This window comes from Oleomonas cavernae, from assembly GCF_003590945.1.
Taxonomy (GTDB): Bacteria; Pseudomonadota; Alphaproteobacteria; order Zavarziniales; family Zavarziniaceae; genus Zavarzinia; species Zavarzinia cavernae.
In genome coordinates, this window is sequence record NZ_QYUK01000011.1 from 2,676,063 (window position 1) to 2,693,614 (window position 17,552).

18 protein-coding genes and 1 pseudogene are annotated in these 17,552 nt (G+C 68.0%); 10 read left to right on the plus strand and 9 right to left on the minus strand.

Features of this window, described 5'->3' with window-relative positions; genetic code table 11:
- Positions 1 to 50: 50 nt before the first annotated feature.
- Positions 51 to 692, plus strand: a complete 642-nt coding sequence (locus D3874_RS16670) for a glutathione S-transferase family protein (protein WP_119779083.1) — start codon at positions 51 to 53, stop codon at positions 690 to 692.
- A gap of 2 nt (positions 693 to 694) precedes the next feature.
- Here the strand turns inward: D3874_RS16670 and D3874_RS16675 are convergent, their stop codons facing one another.
- The gene (locus D3874_RS16675; protein ID WP_158596068.1) at positions 695 to 1,753 is read right to left on the minus strand and encodes a TAXI family TRAP transporter solute-binding subunit; all 1,059 of its coding nucleotides are present in this window, start codon (positions 1,751 to 1,753) and stop codon (positions 695 to 697) included.
- Between the two features lie 219 nt (positions 1,754 to 1,972).
- On the opposite strand from D3874_RS16675, the gene D3874_RS16680 reads away from it, so the two are divergent.
- Positions 1,973 to 2,764 carry an SH3 domain-containing protein gene (locus D3874_RS16680; protein ID WP_147385699.1) on the plus strand — a complete coding sequence of 264 codons (792 nt, stop codon included), beginning with the start codon at positions 1,973 to 1,975 and terminating at the stop codon, positions 2,762 to 2,764.
- On the opposite strand, the gene D3874_RS16685 is transcribed toward D3874_RS16680, so the two are convergent.
- From D3874_RS16685 to D3874_RS16695, 3 genes are all read right to left on the minus strand, one after another.
- Positions 2,761 to 3,399: an FMN-binding negative transcriptional regulator gene (locus tag D3874_RS16685; protein ID WP_119779086.1), complete on the minus strand. Its 639-nt coding sequence runs from the start codon at positions 3,397 to 3,399 to the stop codon at positions 2,761 to 2,763. The two genes, D3874_RS16680 and D3874_RS16685, sit on opposite strands and share 4 nt — an antisense overlap.
- Positions 3,400 to 3,502: 103 nt before the next feature.
- Positions 3,503 to 3,946 carry a hypothetical protein gene (locus D3874_RS16690; RefSeq protein ID WP_119779087.1) on the minus strand — a complete coding sequence of 148 codons (444 nt, stop codon included), beginning with the start codon at positions 3,944 to 3,946 and terminating at the stop codon, positions 3,503 to 3,505.
- Complete coding sequence (locus tag D3874_RS16695; RefSeq protein WP_158596069.1) at positions 3,937 to 4,326, minus strand: alpha/beta hydrolase family esterase; 390 nt, start codon at positions 4,324 to 4,326, stop codon at positions 3,937 to 3,939. Before D3874_RS16695 ends, D3874_RS16690 begins: the two co-directional genes overlap by 10 nt.
- A 276-nt stretch (positions 4,327 to 4,602) precedes the next feature.
- Between D3874_RS16695 and D3874_RS16700 the strand changes: the two genes are divergently transcribed.
- Complete coding sequence (locus D3874_RS16700; RefSeq protein ID WP_119782331.1) at positions 4,603 to 5,160, plus strand: methyltransferase family protein; 558 nt, start codon at positions 4,603 to 4,605, stop codon at positions 5,158 to 5,160.
- Entirely contained in the window at positions 5,090 to 6,328 is a 1,239-nt protein-coding gene (locus D3874_RS16705) for an acyltransferase family protein (protein WP_158596070.1), read from the plus strand. The genes D3874_RS16700 and D3874_RS16705 overlap by 71 nt, the downstream gene beginning before the upstream one ends.
- 205 nt (positions 6,329 to 6,533) lie before the next feature.
- Here the strand turns inward: D3874_RS16705 and D3874_RS16710 are convergent, their stop codons facing one another.
- Both D3874_RS16710 and D3874_RS16715 read right to left on the minus strand, forming a co-directional pair.
- On the minus strand, positions 6,534 to 8,147 hold the full coding sequence (locus D3874_RS16710; protein ID WP_119779090.1) for a GMC family oxidoreductase: 1,614 nt from the start codon (positions 8,145 to 8,147) through the stop codon (positions 6,534 to 6,536).
- 285 nt (positions 8,148 to 8,432) lie between these two features.
- The gene (locus D3874_RS16715; RefSeq protein WP_199699101.1) at positions 8,433 to 8,795 is read right to left on the minus strand and encodes an antibiotic biosynthesis monooxygenase; all 363 of its coding nucleotides are present in this window, start codon (positions 8,793 to 8,795) and stop codon (positions 8,433 to 8,435) included.
- Between the two features lie 87 nt (positions 8,796 to 8,882).
- Here D3874_RS16715 and soxR point away from each other — a divergent pair.
- Positions 8,883 to 9,331: pseudogene (gene soxR / locus D3874_RS16720) on the plus strand (redox-sensitive transcriptional activator SoxR).
- A gap of 85 nt (positions 9,332 to 9,416) precedes the next feature.
- Here soxR and D3874_RS16725 read toward each other — a convergent pair.
- Complete coding sequence (locus D3874_RS16725) at positions 9,417 to 10,760, minus strand: dicarboxylate/amino acid:cation symporter (protein ID WP_119779091.1); 1,344 nt, start codon at positions 10,758 to 10,760, stop codon at positions 9,417 to 9,419.
- Between the two features lie 209 nt (positions 10,761 to 10,969).
- On the opposite strand from D3874_RS16725, the gene D3874_RS16730 reads away from it, so the two are divergent.
- The 3 genes from D3874_RS16730 to D3874_RS16735 are packed head-to-tail and all read left to right on the plus strand — an operon-like array spanning position 10,970 to position 14,081.
- A complete protein-coding gene (locus tag D3874_RS16730; RefSeq protein WP_119779092.1) occupies positions 10,970 to 12,745 on the plus strand; it encodes a sensor histidine kinase in 1,776 nt (591 codons plus the stop codon).
- Complete coding sequence (locus D3874_RS31635; protein ID WP_338016727.1) at positions 12,742 to 13,083, plus strand: response regulator; 342 nt, start codon at positions 12,742 to 12,744, stop codon at positions 13,081 to 13,083. Before D3874_RS16730 ends, D3874_RS31635 begins: the two co-directional genes overlap by 4 nt.
- A 41-nt stretch (positions 13,084 to 13,124) precedes the next feature.
- Complete coding sequence (locus D3874_RS16735) at positions 13,125 to 14,081, plus strand: sigma-54 interaction domain-containing protein (protein ID WP_338016758.1); 957 nt, start codon at positions 13,125 to 13,127, stop codon at positions 14,079 to 14,081.
- Between the two features lie 142 nt (positions 14,082 to 14,223).
- Here D3874_RS16735 and D3874_RS16740 read toward each other — a convergent pair whose 3' ends face one another.
- Positions 14,224 to 15,117 carry a LysR substrate-binding domain-containing protein gene (locus tag D3874_RS16740; protein ID WP_119779093.1) on the minus strand — a complete coding sequence of 298 codons (894 nt, stop codon included), beginning with the start codon at positions 15,115 to 15,117 and terminating at the stop codon, positions 14,224 to 14,226.
- 97 nt (positions 15,118 to 15,214) lie between these two features.
- Between D3874_RS16740 and D3874_RS16745 the strand changes: the two genes are divergently transcribed.
- The gene (locus D3874_RS16745) at positions 15,215 to 16,135 is read left to right on the plus strand and encodes a DMT family transporter (RefSeq protein ID WP_158596071.1); all 921 of its coding nucleotides are present in this window, start codon (positions 15,215 to 15,217) and stop codon (positions 16,133 to 16,135) included.
- Here D3874_RS16745 and D3874_RS16750 read toward each other — a convergent pair.
- A complete protein-coding gene (locus tag D3874_RS16750; protein WP_119779095.1) occupies positions 16,125 to 16,601 on the minus strand; it encodes a nucleotidyl cyclase domain-containing protein in 477 nt (158 codons plus the stop codon). The two genes, D3874_RS16745 and D3874_RS16750, sit on opposite strands and share 11 nt — an antisense overlap.
- A gap of 220 nt (positions 16,602 to 16,821) precedes the next feature.
- Between D3874_RS16750 and ppa the strand changes: the two genes are divergently transcribed.
- On the plus strand, positions 16,822 to 17,355 hold the full coding sequence (gene ppa, locus D3874_RS16755; RefSeq protein ID WP_119779096.1) for an inorganic diphosphatase: 534 nt from the start codon (positions 16,822 to 16,824) through the stop codon (positions 17,353 to 17,355).
- Positions 17,356 to 17,552 lie beyond the last annotated feature (197 nt).

The window sequence follows — 17,552 nt, forward strand, 5'->3', positions numbered from 1 at the left end:
GGGGCAGGGTTGCCTGTTGCCCACTTTAGCCATCGAGTGGAGCCCTGCCCATGGTCGAGACGCCGATCCCCGTTCTGGTCATCGGGGACAAGAACCTGTCGTCCTGGTCGATGCGGCCCTGGGTCGCCCTCCATGCCGCCGGCATCGCCTTCGACGAGGTCAGGATCAAGCTGCGGACCGAGACCAGCAAGGCCGAAATCCTGCGCCATTCGCCCGCCGGCAAGGTGCCGGCGCTGAAGCTGGGCGCCGTCGCGATCGGCGAATCGATCGCGATCTGCGAGTGGGCGGCGGAGAACGCCAAGACCCCGATCCTGCCCCAGGATCCGGTCGCCCGTGCGGTCTGCCGCGCCGCGGGGGCGGAGATGCACGCGGGCTTCGGCGCGCTGCGCAACGAATGCCCGATGGACATGCTCGCCCGTTTCGCGAATCACCCGATCAGCGATCAATGCCTGGGCGACATCACCCGGATCGACGCCTTGTGGAACGACTGCCGCAGGCAGTGGGGCCAGGGCGGCCCCTATCTGTTCGGCGCCTGGAGCCTGGCCGATGCCATGTTCGCGCCCGTGGTCAGCCGCTTCATCACCTACGACCTGCGGGTATCGCCCGCGGCCCGGGCCTATCTCGAGGTGGCGTCGCACCATCCCAGTTACATGGCCTGGGCGGAAGGTGCCCGGGCCGAGGCCGCGATTTGAGGTCAGATGGCGTTGGGCGGCAGGGTGATGCCCATCTCGCGGTAGAAGCGGATGGCGCCCGGGTGCAGCGCCACCGCGATGCCCCGGGTGGCATTGGCCAGGGAGATTTCCGCGGCCTTGGGGTGGCTCGCTTCCAGGACCGGGCGGTTGACCGGGTCGAACAGGCTGCGGGTGATGTCGTAGATCAGCTCTTCGTTGCGCTCGGCCGCGCAGATCCACTGGGCGCCGACGCTCAAGGTCGGGGTCTCGCCGATCCCGGGGTAGGTCCCGGCCGGGATCACTGTCGCCGTGAAGTAGCGGGCCTGGGAAAGCAGCTTGTCGCGGACCTCGCCGGCGATCGGCACCAGGTCGATCTGGTCGCCCCCGGCGATGTCGAGCACGGTTGCCGCAGGTGCGCCGCCCAGAAAGAAGAACGCGTCGATTTCGCCGCCGGCCAGCGCATCCGAGGCCTGTGACGGCCCCAGTTCGAACACTTTGAGCGCACTTTGCTTGATGCCGTGTGCGGCCAGGATCAGCAGGGCGTCGACCCGCGAGCCCGAGCCGGGCCGGTCGAGCGAGACGCGCTTGCCTTTCAGATCCTTGACCGAGGCGATCTTGGCATCGCGGCGAACCACGAGGTGCATGCTCTCGGCATAGAGATTGGCGATCACCCGCAGGTTGGCCATCGCCGGCTTGTCCGCGAACAGGCCGCTGCCGGTCTGCGCCCAGGAAATGACATCGGCCTGGGCCAGGGCGGTCTCGACCGCACCACCGGCCACCGCCTGGACATTGGCAACCGAGCCTTCGCTGGTTTCCGAGGTCGCGATCAGACCAGGCACCCCGCAGGCGGCGCCGGGATCACAGGGCGGCAGGCCCGGCGGGTGGCTGAGCAGGCGGGCCATGGTCTCGCCGACCGGAAAATACGTGCCGGCGGCACTGCCCGTGGCAATGCGGAGATAGCGGGCCTGCTGCCCGCTGGCGGGACGAATGCCGCCGGCTGCCAAGGCAAAGCCGCTCAGGCCGAGGCGCAGCAGCGACCGGCGGTCGAGGGAGGAGGCCGCGGGCGCGGTCCAAAGGGGCATTTCGGTGTCTGGTTGAGGGTCCATGGCACGCCAGGACAAATTTTCGCGATCATCGGCCGATGATTCGGGTGGTGCAAGCCTCGACCGCCGCGCCAAGCTGGGTTAAAGCTTGCCTTTCATCGCCAGTGTTGCCCCTTCGCCACCATGCCGCCTCTCCGCATCCTTCTGCTTCTGCTCGTTGCCGTCGCCGCCGGCGCGCTCATCCTCATGGACGAGCCGATGGCACCGACGGCCGAACCGTCACCGGCGGCCTCCACGATCGAGCAGAGCCGGGCCGGCCTCGATCTGGTTCTGGCGCCGCCGCAGCAACCGGCCCCGGCCGTCGCATCCGGGCCGCTGGTCGCCGTCGATTCGCGCGCGGGCGACAACACTTATCCGATCTGGCTGTGGACCATCTCGAACGGCGGGGCCGTCGGGGCGATCGACAAGAGCCATGTCGAGGGCGGCGTCGTGACCCTGTCGGGCTGGGCGGGCGACATCAACCTGGGCCTGCGCATGTCCGACGTCCTGCTGGTCGCCTGCGACCGGGTGGTCGCCAGCGTGCCGGTCAGCGGCACGCGCGCCGACATCGCCCGCAAACACCCGAACCTGCCGGCCGCCGGATGGAGCGCCCGCCTCGCCCTGGCCGACCTCGCCCCCTGCGACCACCCCGTGGTCAGCGCCTATGCCACGGCATTGTTCGGATCCGCGGCCTTTCCCCTGAGCGGCGAGGTCGAACCGGGCGACGCCCTCCTGTCGGCCGAGGCACTGCGGCTGGACCGGCCGACGGCCGAGCTGCGGACGCCGCGCACCGCCCAGGCCCCGATCCGCGAGGTCGAGGTCGGTGGCCAAGGCATCGCCCTGCGCCGCTGCGGCAAGCGTGAGTGTGCCGTGGTGGCCCGCCTGCCGGCCGGCCATCAGCGCCTGCTGATCCTGGACGATCAGGCCGGCTGGATCCTGGTGGCGCAATCCAGCGGTACGGCGGGCTGGGCGCCGGCGTCGGCCCTTAAGGTTCCCACCACCGACAACTAGTCGGCCGCGCCGCGCCAGGCCGCGACCAGATCGGCCATGGCCGCCGCGGCATCGTCGGCGCGCAGCCCGGCGGCGACGCCGGCTCGGTCTTCGGCCGTGCGGTTCTGGCTGACCTTCCACTTGCCCTCGATGCGCGCGATCGGGATTTCCATGCCGACGATGCCTCGGATCATGGTCGCGAGATACTCGGCCGGCGCATCCTCGACTGCCCAGGGATCGGGGCGCCCCGTCTCCTGCGACCGGGTGAGATCGCCGATCTGCTGGCGCAGCCACACCGGGTCGTCGACCAGCCGGGGCCGCCCCCGGACCTGGACGGTGATGTAGTTCCAGGTCGGCACGACCTTGCCGGTCTCGGCCTTCGTCGCGTACCACGACGGTGAGACATAGGCCTGCGGCCCCTGGAACGCGACCAGGCATTCGTCGACCTTGTCGAGTTCCCGCCACTGCGGGTTGGCACGGGCGCAATGGGCACGCAGCGTGCCCAAGGGCGACCGCCCGGGATCGACCAGGAACGGGATCGGGTTGGCCATCAGCCCGCCTGGCCCCGCCGTCACCAGCAGGCCCAGGGGATGGCTGCCGATCAGCGCGTGCTGAACCGCGAGGCGGTCTTCCCGGTGGTGTGCCGGCTGATACATGGCGCGACCCCAATGCTCGTCGTGCCCGCAGCCTAGTTCACAATGCCCCAGAAGCGCAGCAGTTCGAGCGACGAACAGACGCCGACATCGCTGACCAGTTGGGTCACCCCCGGGGCTTGCGGCCACAGCCGGCAGCGGCGGCGACCGGCACGGAATGGCCGATATCGTCCAGCGCCACATATTGCAGCAGGCCGCGGCCGTCGGGCCCGACCCAGGTTTCACGCCGATAGGGTCCGATGCGGTCCACGGTCGGGGCAACATCGGCAAGGCCCATCAAGCCACGCCACTGATCGCGCACCCTGGGCCCGTTGGAGGGCGCCACCATCGGATCGTCCTGGCCCTGCCAGACCGACAGGACCGGCCAGGGGCCGCGCCAGTCGGTCTGCCCGGTGATGCGTGCTGCCAGGGCCTCTGGCTCGCTGGTGCCGATGCCGGCCATTGCGACCGGCGCCGTCAGCACGACGCTGGACTGGCCGACCGGCAGGCTGCCGAAGACGCCGCCGCCGGCGATCAGGTCGGGATAGCCGGCCATCAGGATCAGCGCCATGCTGCCCCGGCCGAATGGCCGGTGACGAACACCCGGTGCCGGTCGAGGCCATAGGCCTGCAGCATGGAGACGATCATGGCGTGGATCGAGGCGGGCTCGTCCCCCTTGGCGTCCTGCTGCCAGGCGTTGAACCACTGGAAGCAATAGTTGGGATCGTTGAAGACACTCTGCTGCGGCAGCAGCACGGCAAAACCGTATTTGTCGGCCAGGGTCAGCCAGCCCACCTCGTCGGCATATTCCTCGGCCATCTGGAAGCAATGGTGCAAGGCGACCACCAGCGGCGCGCCGGGCTTCAGATTGGCCGGGATATAGGCGAGCATGTCCAGGTTGCCGGGATTGTCGCCGAATTCCTCGAACTGCGTCGCCCGTTCCGTCGACACGGGAAGCTGCAACGCACAGGCAGCCAGCAGCAGGGCGGCACAGAGTGGAATAAGCGCGCGAAGGCGGCGAACAAGCGGCAATCCAGGTATCGGCATCATCTTTTGAGCAGTATGAGCTGACTTACACGCAACATGTGTCTTGGCCGGCAACGGTGCAACCTTGTTTCTTGCGGACAGGGACGGTCGCGGCTTTGCAGGCCGATTACCTGCCCCTATAGTCCGCGCCGTTTACGATCGGCCTTACAAAAAACATAGGCCTGAGAGAATCGAGACTGCATGCATCTGCCCCAACATATCCTGCTCGTCGTCGCCTGCGTGATCTTCGTCGGCTTCACCGTCGGCTATGTCGTGCTGTTCCGCCGCCCCGAAGGCACGCCCTGGCCGATGCGCGTCGTCGCCGTGCTGTCGGGCATCGTGACCGGCGTCCATATCGCCGAGATCACCGACGAACGGGCAAGCTGGGGCAGTTTCATCGCCGCGCTGGTGCTCTACGCCATCTCGGCCGCGCTCTATCTCTGGGCCGTCTCGACCACCCGGCGGCAGCGCCTGTCGGTGGCCTTTTCCGCCGACCAGCCGCAGTTCCTGCTGACGGCCGGGCCCTATAATTTCGTCCGCCACCCCTTCTATACCGCCTACCTGCTCTATTGGATCGCCGGGGTGATCGCCGCCAAGGAACTGTGGCTGATCCCCACCGTGATCCTGATGGGGGCCTGCTTTGCCGCCGCCGCCCTGCGCGAGGAAGCGAAATTCGCCGACAGCCCGCTTGGGGCCGACTATAGCGCCTATCGCCGGCGCGCGGGCATGTTCCTGCCGCGCCTGTTCCGCCCGGCATGAGCGCGCCTTCCCGGCCGGGCGCCGCCGGCGCGAACTGGACCTGCTGCGCATCTGCGCCTGCCTCATCCAGTTTCCGTTCCACACGGCCAAGGTGTTCGACCACGACCCCGCCTATCACATCAAGAACGCGGTCGAATCGGGCGTGCTCGATCTCTTCGCCGCCTTCTGCCACGTCTGGCGCATGCCGCTGTTCTTCTTCATCGCCGGTTTCGCGGCGGTGACGGCGCTGGGCTCGCGCAGCGTCCTGACCTTCCTCAAGACCCGCTTCCTGCGCCTGCTGCCGCCCCTGCTGGTCGGCCTGATCCTGTTCGCGCCGGTCATCAAATATCTCGAACGCCGGTCGGGCATCGACCTGCGGCCCAGCGGCCTGGTCGAGCAACCAGGCCCCTTCGACCTCGATTTCCTGAGCTTCTACGTGCGCTTCTTCACCCGGCTGAACCAGTTCACCTGGTCGCACCTGTGGTTCATCATCTACCTGCTGCTGTTCTCGCTGGTCTTCGCCTTCGTCCTGCGCCATATCGCCCGCGCCTACGACCGGATGCGCGGCGGCTGGGCCTGGATCGTGGTGCCGGCGCTCCTGTGCGCCGCGGTCGAGGTCGCCCTGCGCCCGATCTTCGGCGACCTGCCCAACCTGTTCGGCGACTGGGCCAATATCGCGGGCGAGGTGGTGTTCTTCCTGATGGGCGCCATCGTCGCCCGCGAACCCCGCATCGAACAGGCCATCGCCGACCGCTGGAAGCTGTTGCTGGCGACCGGGCTCGGCGCCTTCGCCCTGTTCTACTGGGGCGAGGCGACGCTGCCGGCGCTGGCCCGGGCCGGCCACGGCGTCGCCGCCTGGTGCCTGGTCGCCGGCCTGCTGGGCCTGGGGCGTTACATGGGGCGCCAGCGCACCGCCTTCGACCGCTACATGGGCGAGGCGACCCTGCCGCTCTATGTCATGCACCACCTGCCGGTGGTGGCGCTCGCCTTCATCATCGTGCCGCTGGACTGGAACCTGTGGCTGAAGGCGGCGGTGATCTGCACAGGCGCCGCAGCGATCACCTTCGCGACCTATCACTTCGTGGTCCGCCCCTTCGGCCCCACGCGCTTCCTGGCCGGGCTGCGCCCCAGCCCGCCCGGCCGGCCGGGGGCGAATACCGGCGCCGAGGTTGCCGCGCGTAGAAATTGACAGGTCTTGCGTGTATCCTCCGCCCGGCCCCCGGTTCATGGGGCGCCGGCCCGGGTTACTCCATGGTCATCCCGGACGGCCGCCAAGCGTGGTTCGACAGGCTCACCAAGAGGAAAGTCCTTGTGCCACAAAGATTCCCCTCATCCTGAGCCTGTCGAAGGACGCAGAGCGCTGGTGCGAGACACCACTTTGGAAGCGGATCCCGTCACGCCGCCACGCGGGAATAGGCGGCGTTGCTGCCCAGCATGTATTCCGAGATCTTCTCCGCCGTCATGATCGTGGGCGCGTTAGTGTTGCCGCCGATCAGGGTGGGGTGGATCGAGGCGTCGATCACGCGCAGGCCGTCGATGCCGTGGACGCGGCCTTCCGGGTCGACCACGGCCATGTCGTCGAGGCCCATCTTGCAGGTGCCGACGGGATGGTAGACCGTCTCGGCCCATTGCCGCAGATAGGCTTCGATCTCAGCATCGGTCTTCACCGCTTCCCAGTGGAAGTCGTGGTTACGCCCGCGTTTGTCGGCGAAGACCTGGTCCTGGATCACGTCGCGCGACAGCTTGAAGGCGCGGATCATGCAGGCGACGTCTTCCGGGTGATCGAGATAGTTGGGATCGATCGCCGGGTCGGCGAAGGGATCGGCCGACTTGATCCAGATCCGCCCGATCGACTGGGGGCGAAGCTGGCAGGCATGGGTCGAGAAGCCGTGGCCGAACTTCATGGTCAGGCCGTGGTTCTCCAGGATCGCCGGGATGAAGTGCATCTGCACGTCGGGGCGCGGATCGCCTTCGTTGGTGCGGGCAAAGCAGCCGGCCTCGGCCACATTGGTGGTGAAGATGCCGCGGTGCTGGGTGAAGTAATTATAGAGGCCCATCACCCCGCGATAGCTCATGCGCCATGAGAAGCCGTAGGATTCGCTGGTCCTGGTGCGCTGCTGCAGGGTGATGTCCAGGTGATCGCGCAGGTTCTTGCCCACGCCGGGCAGCGCGTGCTTGACCGCCACGCCCGCCGCCGTCAGGTCGGCCGGGTCGCCGATGCCCGACAGTTGCAGAAGCTGGGGCGAATTGATCGCGCCGCCGCACAGGATGACGGCCTGGGCCGCTTCCTCGTAGCGCTCGCCCTTCTTGCCCTGGCGGAAACGCACGCCCCGCGCCCGCTTGCCATCGAGTTCGATACCCATGACATGGGCACCGGTCTCGATGGTCAGATTGTCGCGGTTGAGATCCCACAGATAGGCCTTGGCGGCCGAGTAACGCTGGCCGTCCTTCTGGGTGAGCTGGTAGTAACCCACCCCCTCCTGGTCGGCGCCGTTGAAATCGGTGGTGAGATTGAGGCCCCAGCGCTGACCGGCTTCGAGATAGAGCGGGCACAGCGCATTGGGGTTGCGCGGGTCGGTGACGTTCAGGGGGCCTAAGTTGCCGTGGTACTGGTCGGTGATGCGCTCGTTGTGCTCGGCCCGCTTGAAATAGGGCAGGACGCGATCGTAGGACCAGTCGGTCAGGCCCAGGGCCGCCCAGTCGTTGTAATCGTCGCGGTGGCCACGGGTATAGATCATGGCATTGATCGAGGACGAGCCGCCCAGGGTCTTGCCGCGCGGCCAGAACATCTCACGTCCGGCCATGTTCTTCTGGGGCACGGTGTGGAAGCCCCAGTTGCGCTGCTTGGACTTCATCAGGGCGACCACGCCGAAGGGCATCTGCACCGACCAGTGGCGGTCGGTCGGGCCGGCTTCCAGCAGCAAGACCTTGGTATTGGGATTGGCCGACAGGCGATTGGCCATGACGCTGCCGGCCGAGCCGGCGCCGATGATGATATAGTCGTACATGGCTTCTCGCCGCTCCTCCCGCCTTGCCGGTAATTCCGACAATTTGTCAGTTGGGGTAAAAATACCCAAAAGAAGGATGCAGGAAAGCGATTTCTTACACCACGATGAAACAAACCCCACAAAGCCGCGACGGCAGGGGCGTGGGACGGGCATCGTGCGTCCTTCGAGACGCCACGCTTCGCATGGCTCCTCAGGATGAGGTAAACCTTTGTGCCAAAAAGATTTTCCTCATCCTGAGGAGGCCCGAAGGGCCGTCTCGAAGGACGCACGGCGCCCCTGCCGGCGTCAGGACGCCAGGGCCGCGTAGTTGCCGAGATCGGCGCGGATGCCGAGCCTGGCGAACATGGCATGGGGATCGAACTTCATCCGGGCGTGGCGCGACCAGACCGCGGCCTTGGCCTCCTCGAAGGCCTCGGCGCTTTCCCATTCGACCAGCGTCACCAGGTTGAACTCGCCCGGGCCGCCGCACTGCTCCAGCACGACATCGCGGACGAAGCCGGGCAGGGTCGCCAGCATCGCGTGGGTCTCGCGGATCTTGGCCAGGAACTCCGGCCGCGCGGCCTGGGGCACCACGAATTTATCGACGCGGTAAACTCGCCGCGATTGATCCGCCTCTTTAAGCTGCTTGAGCCACACGACATCCGACACGATGGCCTCCCGACCGTTGCAATCCGAGCCTTGAGACCCTAAAACCTCAAGTTAACTTGAGGTCAAACGGAAAATGGGGCCAAGCGCATGACCCATCCCTTCGGCAAGGAATTGACGGTGGGCGAGGTCGCGGCCCGCAGCGGCGTCGCCGTCTCCACCCTGCATTTCTACGAGGCCAAGGGCCTGATCCACAGCAACCGCAGCCAGGGCAACCAGCGCCGCTATCGCCGCGAGGTGCTGCGCCGGGTCGCGGTCATCAAGGTGGCGCAGCGCCTGGGGATTTCACTGGCCGCGATCGGCGAGGCGCTGGCGGCCCTGCCCGCGGGGCACGCCCCACCGCGGCGGACTGGCATCGATTGTCTGGGCGTTGGCGGGCGGAACTGGACGACCGGATCGCCACCCTGACCCGGTTGCGCGACCAGCTCGACGATTGCATCGGCTGCGGCTGCCTCTCGATCGAGGTCTGCCGCCTGCGCAACCCGTGGGACGAGCTGGCAGGCGAAGGGCCGGGACCGAGATTGCTCGACCCGGCCTGACTCGTCGGGTATCGCGCCACCTGCCGGCCGGCCGAAGGGGGGCCGGATTATCGGCTTGAGGCCGGCAGGCGACGCGAAGGGGTTGCTACTCGGCGGCCGCCTTGCTGTAGGCCGGCACCAGCTCGTCGTCGAGTTCGGGGATCGGCTGGCCCGACAGGGCGCGGTCGAGCTGGTCCTTGTCCAACTCGCCTTCCATGCGGGCGACCACGATCGCGGCCACCGCATTGCCGATGAAGTTGGTCAGGGCCCGGCACTCCGACATGAAGCGGTCGACGCCGAGGATCAGGGCCATGCCGGCCACCGGCACCGAAGGGATGACCGACAGGGTGGCAGCCAGGGTGATGAAGCCCGAGCCGGTGACGCCGGCGGCCCCCTTGGACGAGAGCATGGCCACCAGCAGCAGCAGGAGCTGGTCGCCCAGCGACAGGTGGATGTCCGTCGCCTGGGCGATGAACAGGGCCGCCATGGTCATGTAGATGTTGGTGCCGTCCAGGTTGAAGGAATAGCCGGTGGGCACCACCAGGCCGACCACCGAGCGCGAGCAGCCCGCCCGCTCCAGCTTGTCCATCACCGCGGGCAGCGCGGATTCGGACGACGAGGTGCCCAGCACCAGCAGCAGCTCGCCCTTGATGTAGCGGATCAGGCGCAGGATCGAGAAGCCGTTGGCCCGCGCCACGGCGCCCAGGATGCCCAGCACGAAGATGATCGCCGTGACATAGAAGGTGCCGACCAGCATGGCGAGGTTGACGACCGAGCCGATGCCGTACTTGCCGATGGTGAAGGCCATGGCGCCGAAGGCACCGATCGGGGCGGCCTTCATCAGGATGTTCACCACCGCGAAGACCGCGTGCGACACCGACTTCAAGAGGTCGGTCACGGGCTTGCCCTTGTCGCCGGTCAAGGCCAGGCCGACGCCGAACAGGACCGAGAAGAACAGCACCTGGAGGATCTCGCCCGAGGCCAGCGCGCTGAACGGCGTGGTCGGGATGATGTTCAGGAGGAAGCCGACGATCGACTGGTCGTGCGCCTTCTGGGCATAGTCGGCGACCGCCTTGCCGTCCAGGGTGGCGGGGTCGATGTGCAGGCCATAGCCGGGCTGCACCACATTGCCGACGACCAGGCCGACGATCAGCGCCAGGGTGGAGAAGATCAGGAAATAGATGAAGGCCTTGGCGCCCACCCGGCCGACCTTCCGCAGGTCGCCCGAACCGGCGATGCCGGTCACCACGGTCAGGAAGATCACCGGCGCGATGATCATCTTCACCAGCTTGATGAAGCCGTCGCCCAGCGGCTTCAGCGAGGCGCCCAGCTCGGGCTCGAAATGGCCCAGCAGGATGCCGATGGCGACTGCCACCAGAACCTGGAAATAAAGGCTGCGGTGCAGACCGCGCTTGGTTTTTGGCCCTTGGGCCGTGGCAAAGCTCGCCATGGTATCCTCCCTGCCCGGCCTTGGTTGACCGGCTAGGCCCCCTGTTCGCAAGCGTTGTGCCAAGCCGCAATTCGCGTTACGACAGTGGCCAAGCTGTTGAAATTGCTTGATCTCATGGATCTCTACCGGGGCGGCGAAAGGTCGGCTGTGCGGCATTCCACACAACCCGCGCCAGCATTGGGCGGAATTCGGCACAGGCCCCCGCCCTGGTGGCACGGGCGCGGCGCGAATGGCTGGTGTTCTTCATCTTAGGCGCCCTGCTGGTCGCCGGCGCCGCGGTGGTGGCCGGCTCGCGCGCCGGCGAGGCCGCGTTGGCGACCCTGCGTGCCCAGGCCGGCACCGCGGCCCGGCTGAAGGTCGCTGTGCTGCGCAGCGAGATCGAACGGCACCGCTCCCTGCCCCTGGTCCTGTCCCAGGATCCCGACGTGGCGGCCGCCCTGGCACGCCCCGGCGATGCCGCCCTGGTGCGGGCGATGAACGAAAAATTCGAGGGCCTGAGCACCGGCACAAGGGTCGGCGTGATCTATCTGATCGACGCCGGCGGCCGGGCGATCGCCGCCAGCAACTGGCGCACCTCGACCAGCTTCGTCGGCCTCGACTACAGTTTCCGCCCCTATTACAGCCAGACCACGCAGACCGGCGCGGCCGAGTATTTCGCCATGGGCACGGTCAGCCACCGCCCCGGCCTGTACCTGGCCCGGCGCGTCGGCGCGGGCCTGGGCGTCATCGTCATCAAGGTGGAATTCGACGCGGTCGAGGCCGATTGGGTGGGCGACCACACGCCGGTGCTGGTCACCGACCCGCAAGGCATCGTGATGCTGTCCGATCATGCCCACTGGCGCTTCCGCACCCTGGCCCCGATCCCCGAGGCGGCGCGCATCGGCCTGCGCGCCAGCCTGCAGTTCGGCGATGCCCCGCTCGATCCCCTGCCCTTGCAGCGGCTGGACAACGACCTGGTCCGCCTCGACAATGCGGTCTATGCCGAAGCGGCCCTGCCCGTGCCGACCACGGACTGGACACTGCACCTCTATGCGGCGGTGCAGCCCGCCCTGGGCCGGGCGGAGGCCGGCGCCTCGCTGATTGCCGGCCTTGCCGTGCTGGTCGCCATGGTGCCCGCGGGGATCTTCCTGCGCCGGCGCCGCCGCGCCCTGGAACGCCGGGCCTTCGACGAGGCCACCCGCGCCGAATTGGAGCGCCAGGTGGCGGCCCGCACGCAGGACCTGACCACCGTCAACGACCGGCTCTCGACCGAGATGGACGAGCGGCGCCGGGCCGATCAGAAACGCCAGCAGTTACAAGACGAACTGGCCCAGGCCAACCGCCTGGCGATCCTGGGCCAGATCTCGGCCAGCGTCGCCCACGAGATCAACCAGCCGGTGGCCGCGATCCGCGCCTATGCCGACAATGCCGGCGTCTTCATCGACCGGGGCGACAGCCGTGCCGCGCGCGAAAACCTGGGGCTGATTGCCGCCCTGACCGAACGGGTGGGCTCGATCACCGGGCAGTTGCGCAACTTCTCGCGCCGGGCCACGCACAAGCAGGGCCTGGTCTCGGTCAATGCCGCGATCGACGGCGCCCTGCTGCTGACCGGGCATCGCATCCGGCGCCAGGGCGCCGAGATCATCCGCCGCGGCCCGGAGGGTGAACCGGCGGTCTCGGGCGATCCGGTGCGCCTGGAGCAGGTCCTGGTCAACCTGCTGCAAAATGCCCTCGACGCCGTGGCCGACCAGGCGGTGCCGGCAATCACGATCACGGTTTGCGCCGACCGGGAAACCGTGCAGATCGAGGTCGAGGACAACGGCGGCGGCATCGCCCCGGAGATCCTGGAGCAATTGTTCACGCCCTTCGTTACCTCCAAGCCGGCGGGGCTGGGCCTGGGCCTCGTCATCTCGAGCGATATCGTCAATGATTTCGGGGGCACCATGAGCGTCGCCAACAGCGAGGGCGGCGGCGCGGTCTTTACGGTGAGGCTGCCGCGAGCATGAGCGAGAACGAGCCGATGCGCGTCGCCTTCATCGACGACGAGGAAGATGTCCGCCGGGCCGGCGCGCAGAGCCTGGCCCTGGCCGGCTTCGAGGTCGAGACCTATGACTCGGCCCTGTCCGCGCTCGAGCACCTGGATGCCCGTTTCCCCGGCGCCGTGGTCAGCGACGTCCGCATGCCGCGCATGGACGGGATCGAGCTGTTCCGTCGCCTGCATGCCCTGGATGCCGACCTGCCGGTGATCCTGGCCACCGGCCACGGCGACATCGAGATGGCGGTGGGGCCCTGCGCGATGGCGCCTATGACTTCATCTCCAAGCCCTATCCCGCCGCGCGCCTGATCGAGAGCGTCACCCGCGCCGCCGAGAAGCGCCGCCTGGTGATGGAAAACCGCCGCCTGCGGGCCGCCCTGGACGGTGCCACCGGCGACCTGCCCCTGCTGGGTGCTGCCCCCGCCATGGAACGCCTGCGGGCACAGATCCGCAGCCTGGCCGATCTCGACGTCGACGTGCTGGTGCTGGGCGAGACCGGCTCGGGCAAGGAACTGGTGGCCCAGGCCCTGCACCAATGGGGCAAGCGGCGCCAGCGCCGGCTGGTCGCGCTGAACTGCGGCGCCCTGCCCGAGAGCGTGATCGACAGCGAGTTGTTCGGCCACGAGGCCGGCGCCTTCACCGGGGCGGCCAAGAAGCGTGTCGGCCAGATCGAACATGCCGACGGCGGCACCCTGTTCCTCGACGAGATCGAGAGCATGCCCATGGCCTTGCAGACCAAGCTGCTGCGCGTGCTGGAGGACCGCAAGGTGGTGCCGCTGGGCAGCAACGAGGCCCGCCGCATCGACATGCGCGTGATCGCCGCCACCAAGGTCTCCTTGAACGAGGCGGCGAAACGCGGCGAATTCCGCGCCGACCTCGCCTATCGCCTGGATGTGGTAACCCTGGTCATCCCGCCCCTGCGCGAACGGCGCGAGGACGTGCCCCTGCTGTTCGAGCATTTCCTCGACCGCGCCGCCCGCCGCCACGGCCGCGAACGGCCCGCGATCGGCGCCACGATCCGCACGCACCTGATGGGGCATGACTGGCCCGGCAATGTCCGCGAACTGGCCCATTATGCCGAGCGCGCCGCCCTGGGCCTGATCGCCGACGCCCCGGGCCCGGCCACGCCGCCGCAGAACCTGCCCGACCAGGTCGCCGCCTTCGAGGCCCGCCTGCTGCACGAGTCCCTGACCGCCCACCAGGGCAATGTCGCCGCCTGCATCGAGACCCTGGGCCTGCCGCGCAAGACCTTCTACGACAAGCTGGCGAAATACGACATCAAGCCCGCCGACTACCGGCGCGGGTAGTTTCCCTCTCCGCCGCTTGCGGGGAGAGGGAGGGGCCCGACGCGCAAGCGGCGGGAGGGTGAGGTGGTGGGTCGCCACAAATTACGCCCTACGCCACCAACCCACCTCACCCCACCCTCTCCCCCTGAAGGGCGGAGAGGGCTCAAAGTGCACCCGCCGCCCGCAGCCAGTCGCGGAAGTGACGCAGGTCGTCGCGCCGCTCACGCCCGGGGCGATGCACCAGCCAGTAGGACTCGGGGCCCTGCGCGGTCAGGCCGAAGGGCTGGACCAGGCGGCCCGCCGCCAGGTCGTCGGTGACGAAGGGGCCGTGGGTGAGCAGCACGCCCAGGCCCGCCACCGCGGCGGCGATCGCCTGGGACGAGGATTCAAAGCGCCGGATCGCCCGCGGCTCCAGCCCCGCGAGCCCCGCCGCCTCGAGCCAGATCGCCCAGTCGCGGGCGCGCAGTGGCGCCACCACCTCGAGCCAGGTGACGCCCGCCAGGTCGGCCGGCCGCGCCAGCCCCGCCGCAATCGCCGGTGCCGCCACGGGAAACATCACCTCGGGCATCAGGGGCAGTGCGGTCAGGCCCGGCCAATCGTCCGGCCCGCGGCCGAAGCCGACCGCGATGTCCGCGACCCCTTCGACCAGCTTGTCGACCGGCTCGGTGGCGGTGGCCAGGCGCAGGTCGATGGCCGGCCAGCGATCCTGGAACTGGCCCAGGCGCGGGATCAGCCAGCGCATGGCGAAGGTCGCCAGCACCGCCACGGTCAGCGGCCCGTCGTTGCGGGCCGTGTCGATCAGGCGGATGCCGTCCTCGATCTGGGCAAAAGCCTGGGTGAGGCGCGGCAGCAGGACCGCGCCCGCCGCGGTCGGCACCAGGCGGCCGGCGATACGGGCGAACAGGGGCTGGCCCAGATCGGCCTCCAGGCTGCGCAGATGCTGGCTGACCGCGGGCTGGCTGACGTGCAGCGCCCGCGCCGCCGCGGCCACCCCGCCCAGGCGATGGACAGCCTCGGCGGCCCGCAGGGCATTGAGGGGCGGCAGGCGGCGCGACATCGCATCACTTTAGTTTTTCTTATGTGAGATGCACAAGGGCCGATTGGACAAGCCCGCCCTAGCTTGCCATCGTGGTCCCCTTGAAGAGGTTTGGATCATGTTTGGCTTATGGGTGCCGATGACCGTGGTGGCGGCCGGCCTGCAAACCCTGCGCACCGCCCAGCAGAAGCGCCTGACCGGGGTGATCGGCCAGAACGGGGCCCATTTCGCCCGCTATTTCTATGGTGCGCCGCTGGCCGCCCTGCTGCTGTTCCTGCTCGACCGGTCGGGGCAGATCGTGCCGACGCCCGATTGGCATTTCTTCCTCTATGGGCTGGGCGGCGGCGTGGCGCAGATCATCGCCACCGGCTGCCTGATCCACGCCTACACCCTGCGCAATTTCACCGTGGCCACCACCTTCTCCAAGACCGAGATCATCCAGGCCGCGCTTTTGTCGATGATCCTGCTGGGCGAAGGGCTGGAGATCAGCGGCTGGGTCGCGATCGCCATCGGCTTTGCCGGCCTGGTGCTGCTGACCGCGGGCAAGCAGGCTCAGGGCATCGCCGGCCTGGGCCGGGCCTGGCGTGAACCGGTCACGCTCTACGGCCTGGCCTCGGGCGGCTTTTTCGCCCTGTCCAGCATCGCCATCCGCGCCGCCTCACTGAGTTTCGACGATGGCACCAGCCTGATGCGGGCGGCAACCACGCTCGCCACCATCACGGCCATGCAGACCACGCTGATGGGCGGCTATCTGCTGCTGCGCAACCGCGCGGCGCTGACCGGCGCCCTGCTGCGGGCGGCCAGGCCAGCGGCCAGCGTGGGCATCATGTCGGTGATCGGCTCGTTCGGCTGGTTCTATGCCATGACCCTGGAACCCGTGGCCCATGTCCGGGCCCTGGGCCAGGTGGAAATCGTCTTCACCATCGCCATGACGATCTTTGTCTTCCGCGAGCGGCCGACCCGGGTGGAATACGCCGGCGTCGCCCTGGTCATCGCCAGCGTGCTGATCCTGCTGCTGGCCGCGGGGCTTACGGGGTAAGGCGGAAATCGCTGACCGTGATGGTGCCCTTGCGCGACAGGGCGGCCACCTGGTTGCCGCCGTGGGCCAGGGCGAAGGCCTGGGCCGTCCGCGCCCGCCCCAGGATGGTCTCGGCGGTATCCTCGGCACTCTCGAAGCCGGCGACGCCGAGGCTGAGGGGGGCCGGCGAGCGGCCGACATAGTGGTACAGGATCCGCTCGGCGATGCGCCGGGCCAGGTCGAGCGGCGATTCAACGGCGACGATGCAGTATTCGCCGGGTTCGACTTCGCCGATGGTATCGGACGGGCGCAGCAGGTTGGCCAGTTCCACCAGGTCGACGGCGGCCTCCGCCGCCTCGGGACGCAGGCAGATCACGGAAAATTCCCGGAAATAGCGGAAGCCGCGGTTGACCTCGCCGCGAAGCCTGGCTTCGAGATCCTGCCTGCTGCCGGCAATAATCGACCCTGTGTGATCAGCCTGGGACATCGCCAAACGCCTCGCCGTTCATCGTATACTTGCAATTCATTCCGTATTCTCGGGCGGGGTCCGTTAAAGCAGCCTTAAGACCCGGCGCGCCCGGCGCCACTTTCGGGCCGATCGTCGCAACCGGGGTATTGGCCCAATGGCTAGGTGATTTCGCCGGGCACAAGCGCTATGGTCCGCGCCGCAATTCGCTCCCCAGTTCGCTCCAAGTCCCGAGGATCATATGGACATCTCGAAGGTTTCCATCGGCAAGAACCCGCCCGACGACATCAATGTCGTGATCGAGATTCCCCAGGGCGGGGTGCCCGTGAAGTACGAACTCGACAAGGAATCGGGCGCCCTGTTCGTCGACCGTTTCCTGCACACCGCCATGTACTACCCGGGCAACTACGGCTTCATCCCCCACACCAAGTCGGACGACGGCGACCCCTGCGACGTGATCGTGGTCGGCCAGGCGCCGGTGGTGCCCGGCTCGATCATCCGGGTGCGCCCGATCGGCGCCCTGATGATGGAAGACGAGGCCGGCGGCGACGAGAAGATCATCGCCGTGCCGGTGGACAAGCTCCACCCCTTCTACAAGGACGTGAAGTCCTACCTCGACCTGCCCACCATCCTGTGCGAGCAGATCGCCCACTTCTTCCAGCACTACAAGGACCTGGAAAAAGGCAAGTGGGTGACGATCGTGAAATGGGTCGATACCGAGGAAGCCAAGGCCCTGATCGTCAAGGGCATCGAGCGCGCCATCGCCGAAGTCTGACAAGACTGCCGACATTACTGTCGGTATGCAAACGGGCGCCCTTCGGGGCGCCCGTTTGCATGTCGGGACCATGACATGGTTGCATGTGGCGGCCGGGCGGCTTAACTCTTCGCCCCAAGGGGCTGTGGCCGGTCCGACAGGCTGGGGGCGAGGAGACCGTCCGCACGACGTCGGCACTTGGCCGAAGGGACGAGGCT